The sequence below is a fragment of the Bacillus sp. V26 genome, from assembly GCF_034296245.1.
Lineage (GTDB): Bacteria > Bacillota > Bacilli > Bacillales > Bacillaceae > Bacillus > Bacillus halotolerans.
This window is the reverse complement of record NZ_JAXKQF010000001.1, coordinates 792,760-805,878: the sequence shown is the minus strand read 5'-3', so window position 1 is coordinate 805,878 and position 13,119 is coordinate 792,760. Positions and strand designations below refer to the sequence as shown.

Annotated in this window: 18 protein-coding genes and 1 other RNA gene; 5 read left to right on the top strand and 14 right to left on the bottom strand. The window is 42.8% G+C overall.

What is annotated here, in order from left to right; all coding sequences use genetic code 11:
* Position 1: 1 nt before the first annotated feature.
* Positions 2-766, top strand: a complete 765-nt coding sequence (gene kduD / locus UJ203_RS04450; protein WP_095713151.1) for a 2-dehydro-3-deoxy-D-gluconate 5-dehydrogenase KduD — start codon at positions 2-4, stop codon at positions 764-766.
* A gap of 45 nt (positions 767-811) precedes the next feature.
* Here kduD and UJ203_RS04445 read toward each other — a convergent pair whose 3' ends face one another.
* Positions 812-2,737 carry an ATP-dependent DNA helicase gene (locus tag UJ203_RS04445; RefSeq protein ID WP_322008692.1) on the bottom strand — a complete coding sequence of 642 codons (1,926 nt, stop codon included), beginning with the start codon at positions 2,735-2,737 and terminating at the stop codon, positions 812-814.
* Between the two features lie 102 nt (positions 2,738-2,839).
* Positions 2,840-3,034, bottom strand: coding sequence for a hypothetical protein (locus UJ203_RS04440; protein ID WP_024121821.1), 195 nt, complete (start codon positions 3,032-3,034; stop codon positions 2,840-2,842).
* Positions 3,035-3,195: 161 nt separating this feature from the next.
* Here UJ203_RS04440 and UJ203_RS04435 point away from each other — a divergent pair, with 161 nt between their 5' ends.
* Positions 3,196-3,348, top strand: a complete 153-nt coding sequence (locus UJ203_RS04435) for a YpzG family protein (protein WP_003153548.1) — start codon at positions 3,196-3,198, stop codon at positions 3,346-3,348.
* A gap of 52 nt (positions 3,349-3,400) precedes the next feature.
* Here the strand turns inward: UJ203_RS04435 and UJ203_RS04430 are convergent, their stop codons facing one another.
* The 9 genes from UJ203_RS04430 to UJ203_RS04390 all read right to left on the bottom strand — a co-directional run bounded on the left by UJ203_RS04430 (position 3,401) and on the right by UJ203_RS04390 (position 10,775).
* Complete coding sequence (locus UJ203_RS04430; RefSeq protein WP_322008691.1) at positions 3,401-4,558, bottom strand: class I SAM-dependent RNA methyltransferase; 1,158 nt, start codon at positions 4,556-4,558, stop codon at positions 3,401-3,403.
* A 98-nt stretch (positions 4,559-4,656) separates the two neighbouring features.
* An RNA gene (rnpB, locus tag UJ203_RS04425) (RNase P RNA component class B) lies at positions 4,657-5,038 on the bottom strand.
* Positions 5,039-5,104: 66 nt separating this feature from the next.
* Positions 5,105-5,401 carry a cell division regulator GpsB gene (gene gpsB, locus UJ203_RS04420; RefSeq protein ID WP_010334692.1) on the bottom strand — a complete coding sequence of 99 codons (297 nt, stop codon included), beginning with the start codon at positions 5,399-5,401 and terminating at the stop codon, positions 5,105-5,107.
* A gap of 78 nt (positions 5,402-5,479) precedes the next feature.
* The gene (locus UJ203_RS04415; RefSeq protein WP_024121823.1) at positions 5,480-6,025 is read right to left on the bottom strand and encodes a DUF1273 domain-containing protein; all 546 of its coding nucleotides are present in this window, start codon (positions 6,023-6,025) and stop codon (positions 5,480-5,482) included.
* An 89-nt stretch (positions 6,026-6,114) separates the two neighbouring features.
* Complete coding sequence (cotD, locus tag UJ203_RS04410) at positions 6,115-6,342, bottom strand: spore coat protein CotD (protein ID WP_081638329.1); 228 nt, start codon at positions 6,340-6,342, stop codon at positions 6,115-6,117.
* A gap of 85 nt (positions 6,343-6,427) precedes the next feature.
* Positions 6,428-6,556: a hypothetical protein gene (locus UJ203_RS04405; RefSeq protein ID WP_003230707.1), complete on the bottom strand. Its 129-nt coding sequence runs from the start codon at positions 6,554-6,556 to the stop codon at positions 6,428-6,430.
* A gap of 100 nt (positions 6,557-6,656) precedes the next feature.
* Positions 6,657-7,898 (bottom strand): ribonuclease H-like domain-containing protein, encoded by a 1,242-nt coding sequence (locus tag UJ203_RS04400; RefSeq protein ID WP_322008690.1) that lies wholly within the window; start codon positions 7,896-7,898, stop codon positions 6,657-6,659.
* A gap of 16 nt (positions 7,899-7,914) precedes the next feature.
* A complete protein-coding gene (gene mrfA / locus UJ203_RS04395; protein WP_322008689.1) occupies positions 7,915-10,164 on the bottom strand; it encodes an ATP-dependent helicase MrfA in 2,250 nt (749 codons plus the stop codon).
* A 104-nt stretch (positions 10,165-10,268) separates the two neighbouring features.
* Positions 10,269-10,775: a PTS glucose transporter subunit IIA gene (locus UJ203_RS04390; protein WP_044155315.1), complete on the bottom strand. Its 507-nt coding sequence runs from the start codon at positions 10,773-10,775 to the stop codon at positions 10,269-10,271.
* A 135-nt stretch (positions 10,776-10,910) separates the two neighbouring features.
* Here UJ203_RS04390 and UJ203_RS04385 point away from each other — a divergent pair, with 135 nt between their 5' ends.
* A complete protein-coding gene (locus UJ203_RS04385) occupies positions 10,911-11,330 on the top strand; it encodes an Hsp20/alpha crystallin family protein (RefSeq protein WP_322008688.1) in 420 nt (139 codons plus the stop codon).
* A gap of 21 nt (positions 11,331-11,351) precedes the next feature.
* On the opposite strand, the gene UJ203_RS04380 is transcribed toward UJ203_RS04385, so the two are convergent.
* Complete coding sequence (locus UJ203_RS04380) at positions 11,352-11,726, bottom strand: YppG family protein (protein WP_024121828.1); 375 nt, start codon at positions 11,724-11,726, stop codon at positions 11,352-11,354.
* Positions 11,727-11,913: 187 nt separating this feature from the next.
* Here UJ203_RS04380 and UJ203_RS04375 point away from each other — a divergent pair, with 187 nt between their 5' ends.
* Complete coding sequence (locus tag UJ203_RS04375) at positions 11,914-12,102, top strand: YppF family protein (protein ID WP_105991748.1); 189 nt, start codon at positions 11,914-11,916, stop codon at positions 12,100-12,102.
* Between the two features lie 35 nt (positions 12,103-12,137).
* Here the strand turns inward: UJ203_RS04375 and UJ203_RS04370 are convergent, their stop codons facing one another.
* Both UJ203_RS04370 and UJ203_RS04365 read right to left on the bottom strand, forming a co-directional pair.
* Entirely contained in the window at positions 12,138-12,509 is a 372-nt protein-coding gene (locus UJ203_RS04370) for a YppE family protein (protein WP_322008687.1), read from the bottom strand.
* Positions 12,510-12,554: 45 nt separating this feature from the next.
* The gene (locus UJ203_RS04365; protein WP_322008686.1) at positions 12,555-12,800 is read right to left on the bottom strand and encodes a DUF5446 family protein; all 246 of its coding nucleotides are present in this window, start codon (positions 12,798-12,800) and stop codon (positions 12,555-12,557) included.
* 197 nt (positions 12,801-12,997) lie between these two features.
* Between UJ203_RS04365 and sspM the strand changes: the two genes are divergently transcribed.
* A complete protein-coding gene (gene sspM, locus UJ203_RS04360; protein ID WP_010334703.1) occupies positions 12,998-13,102 on the top strand; it encodes an acid-soluble spore protein SspM in 105 nt (34 codons plus the stop codon).
* The last annotated feature ends 17 nt before the right edge of the window (positions 13,103-13,119 follow it).

The window sequence follows — 13,119 nt, the reverse complement described above, 5'->3', positions numbered from 1 at the left end:
GATGAGTTATCTGCAAGAGGCATTTTCATTAGAAGGAAAAACGGCACTGGTGACAGGGCCGGGTACGGGAATCGGCCAAGGAATCGCCAAAGCGCTGGCAGGCGCCGGTGCTGATATTATCGGCACATCACATAAAAGCAGCCTCTCTGAAACACAGCAGCTTGTGGAACAAGAAGGCCGCACATTCACCACCTTTACATTGGATATGAGTAAGCCTGATGCAATAAAGGATACAGCGGCTGAACTGTTTGAAACACAGCAAATCGACATCCTTGTCAATAACGCCGGGATTATTCACCGGGAAAAAGCGGACACTTTCGCTGAAGAGAACTGGCATAACGTGCTGAATGTGAACCTAAACAGCTTGTTTATCCTGACCCAGCTAGCGGGCAGACACATGCTGAAAAGAGGTCATGGAAAGGTAATCAATATTGCCTCTCTTCTCTCTTTTCAAGGCGGCATTCTTGTTCCAGCCTATACAGCAAGCAAACATGCCGTTGCTGGTTTAACAAAATCGTTTGCAAATGAGTGGGCCGCTTCCGGCGTACAAGTTAACGCGATAGCGCCTGGCTATATTTCAACTGCCAATACACAGCCTATCCGGGATGATGAAAAGCGAAATGAAGACATTTTAAAAAGGATTCCTGCCGGCCGCTGGGGCAAAGCTGATGATATCGGCGGGACGGCTGTTTTTCTTGCATCTCGCGCTTCTGATTATGTCAATGGACATATTTTAGCAGTAGACGGCGGCTGGCTTGCGCGCTGACAAAATGAAAAAGCTGATGATCATGGATCATCAGCTTTTTTGTGATTACATCATATGCGGTTCAACAGGTAAGACCTTTTTCACCTCATCAATGATGCGTTCATTTTCTCCGCCCGCATAAATATGAATCGAGCCGCTGTCTTGATTTGAGCGAATCAGACGGCCAATCCCCTGCCGCACTCTCAACAGCATATACGGAAGGTCAACCTCTTCAAACGGGTCTTTTCTCGCACTGTTGCGTTTTGCCGTAAATACAGGGTCATGAGGCGGAAACGGCAATGACCAGATCGTGACATTCTTCAATGCGTCACCAGGAATATCAAGCCCTTCCCATAGGTGAACTGAACATAAAACCGTTTTCTCTTCCCCTTGGAATTTTTCTACTAAGCTGCTGATTTCCTCGTCGCCTTCAAAGTAAATCGGATACGGCAGCTCCCAAGCAGCTGCGAGCTCCTTAAACTCGTTTAATTCCTCAAAAGACGGGAAGAGCACCAGCGTTCTGCCTTTATAGTGCTTAATTGTCTCTATTGTTTGAGCTGTTTTTTGTTCTGCGCTCATTTCTGTTTTCCCATAAAGGGTAACGGTCATTTGTTCGTCATAATCATAAGGAGAATCAACCGTTAACGATAAGTAATCGTGAATCCCCAGACTGTCCGCAATATAGTCAAACGAACCGCCTTCTGACAGCGTTGCAGAAGAAAAGATATACGGAATTTTCTTTGAAAACACTTTCTCGCCAAGCACTTCTGCTACTGTTCTCGGCATCACGACAAAAGTGGATTCCGCTTCCTTTTGCTCCAGCCAGCTGATCGCATCCTTTTGATATAAAGATAGTGAATACGCCATTTGCTCAACGTATTCCTCTACGACTGACAGCTCGTATTGATCAATGGTGTACATTTCTGACTCAAATACGAGTGCTTCACCAATTTTATCAAGCAAACGGCACAGCTCGTCCGCCGCCTTTTTGACACGCTGATCATTTTTTATTTCCAAACGGTGCGACCCGGCAACTTCTCTTGATTCTTCAGAAAGAACATAGAAAAATTCGTCGTTTGCAGCAAGTGCGTCTTCTATCAATTCAGCAAATTCTTCTCTAATGTCATTTTGAAGCAAACGTTCTAAAAATAATTCGAGAGTTGATTGCTTGACTCTGTACGTTAACGCTTTTTGCGCAGCAAACTCTAACAGATGCCCTTCATCAAATACAACCGCACTATGATCAGGCAAGAGCGGCAGCTGTCCCTCCCGTTTGCGCGATTCTTCCGTCCATACATGCTCCATATAGAAATCATGAGAACAAATGATCAAGTCTGTTGACTTGCGATAATAATCTCTTGATAGCGTCAAGCCGCATCTATGTCTCATATCACATGTCAGGCAATCTTGAAACGAGTCGTAGCTTACTTGCGACCATTCTTCATTCGAAAGGTTTGCGTATTGCTTTCGGTCACCATACGGATAAAACCGCTGCATGGCCTGTGACTCATGGACAAATGACGGTAAAGCTTCATAAAGATCAAGCCACTTTTCATCATCAGATCGCTGCATTGTTTTTTCAAGCTTTTTCAAGCATAGATACTGCTCATGTGATTTCGATAGCCTTGTGTCAATCTTAAGATCCAAATGTTCAGCCAGCTTCGAAATGTCTCCCTCTTTTTTCACAAGCTGTTCGATTAGCGTTTCATCAGCACAAGCGATAATGGCGGGTTTTCCGACATATCTTGCATAGCTGATCGCAAAAAGAAGGTAAACAAGTGTTTTCCCCGTTCCTACTCCGGCTTCGGCAAACATGACTTTTTTCTCTTTAAACGCCCGTTCCAGCTGAAAAGCCATGAACACTTGCTCATCTCGAAGATCAAACCCTTTTTCGGGAAGAATATCGTAAAACACGTCACCAATCCAATTGTTCAATTCTTCATAAAAATTCTTTGTTTTCGTTAAAGAAAAAGGCAAACGTGATGTTGTCACCCAGTTCCAACCCCCAACTATTCGGCATTCAGACCATCAATATTATCATTTCCCGCCGCTGAATACAATAAAAAAACTTGGCAGTGCCAAGCTTTTTGTGACTTACTTTCGGTTGATCACATGCGAGGATAAAAAAGGATGGTCTGTTGAATGAATATGTTCCACCGCTTTTTCTAAATTATTTTGCGCATGTGAAATCACAGACGGAGACGCATCATCAGCTCTGAGCTCCTTCAGCTCGTTTGCGGTTGCGTCAAGCGCCCTTTGAATGAGATTAAAATGTTCGCTGTTCAGCATGAGATCACCTCTAATTGAAATAATCATCATTGTATGCGAACTTTTCATTTTATATACATGCTTTCCGCATGTTATCACTGAAATGTGCACAAACTACATCCGATACTCCGTCATGGACTATCCATCTTATCAACAATATTCTATCAGGGAGTGATGTTAACATGAGTTATAAAGACCGATTAGATCAGCATTCTGAACTGTTTCATCACAATTGGACGCGGCCTAAACGTTCTAAGTCTCAAGTAAACGGTCACACCGAAATGTCCCAAACCAACATTATATTAAGAAGTAACGCGAAAGCGCACCGTTGGTAACGATAGAATATGGCTGAAAGATGAAAGAAGACGCATCCAGAGCGTCTTCTTTTTATGCGTGTTCCGTTTTATTACGCTGAGGTCTTACTTTAGACCAGTACTGATAGTAATCCGTTTTAATAAATCCATTAAAGAGCTTTCGTTTCTTCGTCGCTTTTCTTCCATATGCTTCCTCAAAATTTTCATTTGAAGTCAGCATATACACAGACCACGTATCAAGCGGGTCGAACGCCTGTCCCATTTCTTTGTACATTTGTTCCACAGCTTTTTTCTCTCCGAGACGTTCTCCGTACGGCGGGTTTCCGACAATCACGCCAAACTCAAGTTTTGTAGTGAAGTCCTTTACCTGCATTTGTTTAAATTCGATTAATTCGCTCAGTCCCGCTTCCTCTGCATTTTCTTTTGCGATTTGCACCATGCGGTGATCTACGTCACTGGCGAAAATCGTAAGCGGCTGATCATAGTTTGCCTTTTCTTCGACTTCAAGACGTGCTTTGTCCCACAGATCTTTACCGATCCACTCCCAATCCTCTGAGACAAAATCGCGGTTAAATCCCGGGGCGATATTTTGGCCGATTAATGCGGCTTCAATCGCGATCGTTCCGGAACCGCAAAAAGGATCGACAAATGGACGGTCCGGAGTCCAATTTGTTAATTGCACCAAAGCGGCAGCAAGCGTTTCTTTAATGGGCGCGCCTCCCTGATCCACGCGGTATCCCCGTTTGTGGAGGCCTGTCCCTGACGTATCAAGTGTAATAACCGCCTGATCTTTCAATAAAGAAATTTCCACCTTATATTCGGCGCCTGTTTCTTCGATCCAGTCATTGGCTTTGCCGGACTGCAGCTTCAGCTTTTCAACAATCGCTTTTTTGACGATCCGCTGACAGTCGGGAACGCTTGCAAGTGTTGATTTAACGGATTTACCGATGACAGGGAATTTCCCGTTCTCCGGTATAAATGAACGCCAGTTAACCGCTTTCGTTTTTTCAAACAGCTCATCAAATGTTTTTGCTTGAAATGTAGCAACCTGAACTTTTACGCGGTCCGCCGTTCTCAGCCAAAGATTCGCACGGCAAATCGCAAGCGCATCTCCTTCAAAGATAACTTTTCCGTTATCAACCTTGCATTCATATCCTAAATCACGAACTTCTTTTGCAACTACAGCTTCAATGCCCATCGGCGCTGTTGCAATTAGTGTATACTTCTTCATCGTATCACCCTGTCTTTTAAAACTTTTCTCTCATCAAGATAAAAGCTCTCCTTATACGGGAGAGCTTGATTTCATCATTTAATTTAAGTGGTCTAACGTTCTGTAAGCCATGTTTTGTTCCATCGTACTGCAATCGGCTTATCACCTCGTACTCAGGCGGCAATCATCTATCTACAGAAAGCATTCTGTCCTTCTCTCCGTTGAATTCCGTCAAGAAGGTTCCCCTACCAAAATTTGGGTTTCTCGCTCGAGGGGTTTACCGCGTTCCACTCTCACCATTTCTAGTGAGACTTCGTCACTGTGGCACTTTCAAGGATACTCAGCCATATCCAAAGGACGTAGGCTTTTTTCCTGCCGTCAGCCTATCAAGGCTGCCCTAGCTTATGACTTCGCTAGGCACGAACACTACGGGCATCTCAGCACCGTGCGAGCATGGACTTTCCTCTACAGATTCAAGATCTGCAGCGATTACCCGAACGTTAAGAACATGAATTATTATATAACAATTGATTGTCATTTACAAGCGCCATTTTTTTCAAGCGCAGATCAATCATAAAGCTTGCTGCCAAAAACATGCTTTTCTAAGTTAGACAGCCGTTTTAAGATATCAAAGTTTGTTGTGTTTGATTGCACTGGCTGTTTTTTGCTGGCTTCTTCAAGCTGTTTTTTCAGCTGCAAATTTTCCTGCTGCAGTTCTTCAATTTCTTGATGGAAGGTTTCATAATCCTTAATGATCATATCTAAAAATTTGTCAACGTCTTCTTGTTTGTAACCTCTAACGCCTGTTTTAAATTCTTTTTCCAAAATGTCTTTCGCAGAAAGCTTTACTTTATCAGCAAGCATCTTTTTCACCTCGTATCGTGAATCATCATCTTATATTTTTTCAGAAATCTGTACGATTGTCAAATTTCTCTTTCTTTGTTATGAGAAGCTGTCTTCCTCTACTGTCACTCTCAGATCATCCATTGTGATAAAGTAGATCGGATAGCCATCCTGTTCGCGTCTTTTTTCCGCTGTCTCAAGCATATACTTTGGGGAACCTGCCATTTCAGAGTCATATAAAAGCATAAGCGCGTCAGACTTATCAATGAAGAACTGATTTTTTTGTTTGAACTGAAGCGGGCTTTCATACGGACGATGAGTCAGGCTTTCCTCGTAGTCCGCCTGGGCCAGAACAGCTTCATACAGTTCCTTATTCGGCTCTTTCCAGTTCTTTTCCTGCTCGTAAAATGGTGTGATGACAGCAACCTTTAAGTCAGGGTATTCTTCCTGCAAATCATATGCAACTTCGGCCGACCAGAGTTCTGTTCCAAGCTGCCCTGAAATTAAAATCCATTCTAATCCTTCATCCAAAAAAGCAATCAGCCGGTTCTTAATGGCTTTTTTTATGTAATACAGCGCCTTGTCATCCTGTTTAAATATCCCGAGTTCAAACGGTTTATATCCTGTTATTGCCAATACTTTCATCTTTTCACCTGCTTTAAAAAATGGGGCTCCCATTGGGCCCCATTTGATGTGCTGCGTTGGTTTACACCATCAAGCTGCACGTTTCCATACTAGTAGTCGCAACAAGGTCTTCCTGCTTGAAAATGCTGATGCGTAGCCGGATCAACATTTGAGAAAGTGTGTGGAAAGTAGTGAACGTGCTGGAAATGCTGGTGATTTACGTTTGTTGTGTGCTGTGGGTGAATGTGCGGCACGATTGTTTTTGAAAACGTATGGTGTTCACAGCAATGAGTAGGATGGACAATCGGCGCCATCATGTGCGGTCTGCAGTGATGCATGATTTAAAATCCCCTTTCCATAAACTTTATTACAATACTAAGCTATGAAAAATAGGGGGTACATGTTCTGATGCAAAGACCTATTTTAAAAGTGTGCAATTAAGCTGTCTTTAAAGTTTGAAAATACGAAAGCAATCAAAAACACAACGACGAAGAACAAATAAAAAACACCCTTATACATACCAACTCTCCCTTTAAAAATAACTAACGTCATTTTACAGGATTCGCTGGTATTCTACAACAAAATCGATGTGAATTCAGCAAAAAAATTTCATGGCGAAAGAAGTCGTCTTTTGCGCTTTCCCGGGGAATATTTAAGAGGAATATTTCCTCTTCAGACGGGCAATTCTCACGTGCAGATTTTCCGTTTCTTTTTCTGATAAGGACGCCTCATCGGCAAGTAATTGTTCAGCTGTATGTAAAGCTTTCCCGAATTCCTTTTTCTTATGCTCAAAATATTTCGCAAGCTCTATCGCTGAAGTGTACCTGCATTTTTGGTGCTGAGACTGAGATAGTTTCTCCCAAAGCGGGACTGCATCTTCTAGGCGGTTTTGTTTTTTGTACAGCATTGATAAATCTAAAAGGGCTCTGTCTTTATTTTCAAATGACTTTTCTTTAAGTCTTTCAAGCTGATTGACTGCTTGGCCTGTTTCCTTATGGGCCATAAACCATTTCGCCATTGCGTAAGCTTCATCATGCTCTTTTGGCATATCAGAAGCGGAAAGAATTTTCTTTGACATATGAATGTACAGTGAAATTAACGACAGCACATCCATCTCATTATGGTGCAGCACACCCTTTAAAAGATCCGGTTCCTGTGCCTTAATAAAATGAAAGTACAGCATCGGCGCCAAATAGCCCGGGGTGTCTTCTTTTCTGTGTACGCCGAGCTCTTCTTTTTCAACTGAGCCAAGCGACACGCGTTCCATTTTGTGCTTCCACAAACGCCTTGCTCCATGCAAGAGGTCAAAATGCCCGAATTCCGGGAGCTTCGGAACTCTGTCACGAATCAGTGTATGCCTTGTTTTTACCTGCGGCCAATCAAAAGCTTTTCCGTTGTAGGTAACAAGTGAAGTAATATCAACCTCGCTTAAAAAGCTCTGATACAAGGCGACTTCATTCCCCGGTTTGGGCAGAAGATGCTGTTTGATTACCACTCGATCTTTATATACCCTTGCATGGCCGAGCAAAAAAATCGTATTGCCAACTCCACCGCCAAGACCTGTTGTTTCTGTATCAAAGAAAAAGAGGCTGTTGTTTTCATATCCTTTTGCAGATAGTGTATGCGACAGGCTGCTTTTATTCCATAACGCGATGACTTCATCAAGCTCGGAAAAACAGTAATGTCCGTGCCGATGGGAGAGCGGATATTCTACTTCCCTGATCAGACAGTATTCATCCTCAAAGAAGAAAGGCTTCACGCCATAAGCCTCCCACTCTTTAAGAAACGGTATATCAGAGCGAATGTCTGAGGTCCCATTCTCTTCTATCTTGTGTTCTGCTTCCTCCAGCACCATATGCTTTTTCATACGCTGGAGTTTTCCTTTTAACGACATGCCTAACCTCCTTTCCTTATGACATTTGGTCCAACAGCTGCAAAATTCGTTCCTTGGCTTTTATTCCTTCTATTTCAGTACCTATACAAGACGGACAGCCATCTTGACAAGGACATTGTTTTATCAGCCGCTTAGCCGCTTCATTAATGTCAGCAAACCGTTTAAAGACTTCCTCTGCCAAGCCGATTCCGCCCGGATAATGGTCATACAAAAATACCGTTGGCAAACCGGTATGGGCAGCTTTGATTTGCGAAACGACATGGACATCATTTCGGTCACACATAATATACACAGGGACAATATGCTGCAAAACATTCGATATGCCGAGAAGCAGCTGTTCGAGTGTCTTTTCTCCAATGTCTTCATCAATTGTTTTGATTTCAAGCCAAGCCGCACTCGTGTGGAGTTCTTCTTCCGGTAAATGGATAGGGCCTGATCCGATATTTTCAAAAGTAGTCATCTTAATCTTTTTAAAAATAGTGGGCAATGCATTTACCGTAACATCGCCGTAATGTAGGGATGTACGGCTCCTCTCTTTTGTTTTGTCAATTTCCAGCACCTTCAGCTGGACTGCCAGATTGGCATCCGTGTAATATTCCACATCAACTCTTCTGACATAAGCCTTTTTATGATCCCAATCAAGCTTTTCCACTTGGAATTGCACGCCTTCATGCAAATAAATCGCTTCATCATGAAGAAGCGTCATCGCACTAAACCGATCCATTTCACCGATGATTCTCACATTCGCAATATCCGTTTGATCGACAATGACCACATTTTCTTGTGAAGCCGAACGCAGACTGATATTGGAAGCAGGAAACGATTCGTTTGCCCAATGATAACGTTCCCCATTGCGGTGCAGAACACCTTCTTCCTGAAGGTACTCGAGAATATCACTGACGTCCAGCGGCCCAAACTCTTCATCGGCTTTAAAAGGAAGTTCATAAGAAGCGCATTTTAAGTGATCAACTAAAATAATTAGATTCTCTGGGTTGATTCTTGCCGATTCCGGCGAACGGTTAAAGAAGTATTCAGGATGGCGCACAATATACTGGTCAATCGGTGTTGAATTGGCGACCATGATAATCAAAGACTCACCGTGCCTTCTGCCGGCTCGTCCCGCCTGCTGCCATGCACTTGCCACACTTCCAGGATAACCCGTCATCACACACACTTGCAGCTGTCCGATATCAACACCAAGCTCTAAGGCATTCGTACTGACAACTCCTAAAATCTCGCCTTCTCTTAACCCTCTTTCGATTTCTCTCCGCTCTTTCGGAAGATAGCCTCCCCGATAGCCTCTGATTGACTTTGTCCCGATCTCTTTTTTCACAAGCTCTTGAATATGGCTTAAAATAATTTCCACCCGGACTCTGCTTCTGGCAAAAACAATGGTCTGCACTTTGTTCTTCAGGAACTCTTTCGCCAGCTCGTTTACTTCTACTGTTGCGCTTTTTCTGATGTTAAGCGGCTGATTAACAATTGGAGGATTATAAAATACAAAGTGCTTCCGTCCGCTTGGCGCACCGTTGTCATCGACCAGCCTCATTGAGTTTCCGGTCAGCTGCTCTCCCAATTCCTTTGGATTCGCGATCGTTGCCGAGGTACAAATAAAGATCGGGTCACTTCCATAAAACCGGCAGATCCGTTTCAGCCGGCGGATTACATTTGCCACATGGCTTCCGAATACACCGCGATACGTGTGCAGCTCGTCTATCACAATATATTTAAGATTTTCAAACAGACTCACCCATTTTGTATGATGCGGAAGAATTGCCGAGTGGAGCATATCAGGGTTTGTAATCACAATGTGCCCTGCTTTTCTGACTTTTTGTCTGATCGCTGGAGATGTATCTCCGTCATATGTAAAACTTTTAATATCAATGCCCATCTCATCAATGATTTCATTGAGTTCACTTTTTTGATCCTGGGCCAGCGCTTTAGTAGGAAATAAATATAACGCCCGGTTAGTATCGTCCTCAGCGGTAGATTGCAGGACAGGCAGGTTATAGCATAATGTTTTTCCGGATGCCGTAGGCGTTACAGTTACAATGCTTTCACCTTTTTGCACATATTGAAAAGCGGCATATTGGTGGGTATATAAGGCATCAATTCCCCTTTTGGAAAGGGCTGTTTTGAGTCTCTCATCTATACATTCAGGCATCGGACTTGTCCTTGCTTCACGAGGCTCAATTTCATGCCAGTTCACAACGTTTTCATTTCCTTTCAATTCAGAAATGAGTTCAGTCAGTGATTTCTTTTTCATTCTTTACACCTCTTTATCAAGTACAGTTTACCGAATATTTGTTTGCATGGCTAGGTGCAAATTTTATACAATCGGACAACAAAAAAGCAAGGCATCCGCCCTGCTTATTTCGCTCTTATTGTGAGCAGCTTTGTTTCGCCTTTGTGTGCAGCCTTTTCGCCTGCAGGCTCTATTGTTTCCACAGCTTCCCCATTCATAATGACGATTGGAATGACTGTGCTGCTCGCTTTTTCTTTTATTAACTCCAAATCACACGTGATGAGCGGGTCGCCGACCTTTACTTTGTCACCTTCTTTAATATGAGCGGTAAATCCTTCTCCATTCATATTTACGGTTTCTAATCCGACGTGAATTAACAGCTCGATTCCCGAACGTGTCCGGATGCCCACGGCGTGTTTTGTATGAAACAGCTGAATCACTTCACCTTCAGCAGGTGAAACAATTTCACCATTAGAGGGTTCAACTGCAATTCCTTCGCCCATCATTTTTTGTGAAAAAACAGGATCCGGCACATCTGTCAGATCCATTACCGTCCCGTCTGCCGGAGAATAGATGACCTCTTCCGTAATTTTTTCCTCTGATTTTCCCATTCCGAATAATTTTTTCAGCAATGTGTTATCTCCCTTCCAATTCATCAACGTTATCCCTTCATTCACCACCTATTTAACCACACTTTCAATTTCGCTTCAATTTATAACAACATCCGGCACAAACGCATAGTCTGATAAAAAAAGGCGGTGGCTCATTTGGAATTTAAAGATGACAAAAAGAATGAATTGTCTAAGAAAGAAGAGATCATCAATCAGGCAATGGACCATCTGTTTCAGTCTTCTGCATTAGGAAATCTTTTACATGGTTTTCAAAACTTGATCGGCTCTAGTTTCAAAGATGTACAGACAACGATAGACGTCAGAGAAAGTGATGACGGGCTGTATGTTGATATCACAATTCCAGCAACGTTTCGAGACGGCGAGATTCTCATCGACATTAAGTCCCGGTACCTCCATGTAACGCTTCAGGAAAAACAGAAGGAGCAAAACGCCTCCACATTAACAAGCATGACAAGAACCGTACAGCTGCCTTATGAGGTACACCAGGAAGAAATGGTAACGTCATGGAGTGAGCAGACAATGACGCTTTTCTTCCCAACAAATAAGCATGAATGATTTGATTCATTCATGCTTCTGTTATTTGAAAAAGCTGGTAAACCCCTTTATTAATGAGCCGACTTGATTCATGGCACTCATGACTTGGCCTGTCGTATCCATCATTTTATTAAAGTCAAACTGCCCGTTCGCTTTTTTGAATTGTGACATAATACTTTGAACCTGTGAAGGCTGCTGCTGATTCGGTCTCGGAATAGGATAAGGATTAGGAAATACCGGCGGCTGCATAGGCATAGACTGAGGCGGAATATACGGCTGATAAAACTCCTGTTGTCCGTAATGCTGCGGAACGTACTGTTCAGAATGAACAGGCGCATTCTGCTGATAATATCCCTGCACTTGCTGAGGATAATAATAACCCAATTGCCGAGGATCGTTTTGAGGTCTTCTTTTCATTGCGATTTCCCCCCTAGACTCAACAGTTTCTCTCCTATATATGTATGAATCATTTCTTTTGTTTGTGTCTGATGCCATCAAGCGTGTTTGTCAAATTGTGTCGAAAGTTTAAATTTTTTAAAAACAGAAAAAAGTCGAATCATTATGATATCATATTTTCAATACAGATGAGAGGGGATGCACCATAATGAACGTATCATACTTAAGCAAACGTTTTGCAGAAATGAAGAAATATGAAACAGACTGTGTGAATAAACTGATGGACTTTGCCAAGTTCCTCTATATTCAAGGACACCTCAACGCAACTGAATTTCGTAACAGTATGAAGGTTCTGGAAGCAAATGGAGCAGAAAGCCCGGCATATGAGCTGAGTTAATGTCCGGCCCCCTATAATAAAAATGAAGACAGCCTTTATTGGCTGTCTTCACTTGCAATTTCATCCTTCACTGTCTGCAATGTGTAAATGACTGATTCAGTGATGTCTTTGAATCGCTTTTTATGAATATGATGAACATATGATTGAAGAATCAATTCCAGGAAATTATCTTTTGCGGTCTCTATCTGCTCAGCATGCACATATTTCGGGCGGCGAGCCTTTATAAATTCAAGCGCCCCTTCCGCCCAGTGAGCTGCCAGGGCATCATTCTCCTCCACAGCAGGCTTTATCGTCTCAAAAAAATCGTACGAATGGTTATTTTCTTTCCCTTCCAGATATCGTGCAGCACCTGTTTCAGCGGCTTCAATCATCTGCTCGGTAACTTTCAGCAATGTTTGTGGTTGCAACATCCTTCACCTCAAAGCTTATCGTACCAAATTTTGCTCATAAATTCAGCCGGTACGGTATACCTTGTCCACAGCATACCTCTCTTGAGGGGATCGGTACAGCTCGTTTATACATATATGAAGATCCATGATTTCTTCTTCCAGAACACTCAAACGCTCGTCCTCCGTTTCACGCATTTCAGCCTCGAATACATCTATAGAACGGCTAAGGCTCTGTTCAGCACAGTTTATTTCAGTTTCTATATCAGAAAGCATTCGGAGAATATCTGTCTTGCTTACGTAACCGGACATTTGTGTTCCTCCCTTTACTCTTCTCTCCCGGTTAAATTCTTTGCTCGTACGGCGCAATCCTTCCGCATGACAAAACTAGAAGCAAATCGCCAAACAAACAGGTATTCCACGAAAAGCTGAAGTTTTCGACAAAAAGACACGCAAAAATTGTATGATCCTCACGCTTAATGCACACGATACTTGTGAGGAGGTGCCGTATGAAATCTAGACCGAAAAAAGCCGGCCAGCAAAAAAAGACGGAATCAAAAGCAGTTGATTCTTTAGATAAAAAACTAGGCGGCCCGAACCGTCCTTCTACGTAAGAAGCAAGGAAATTCCT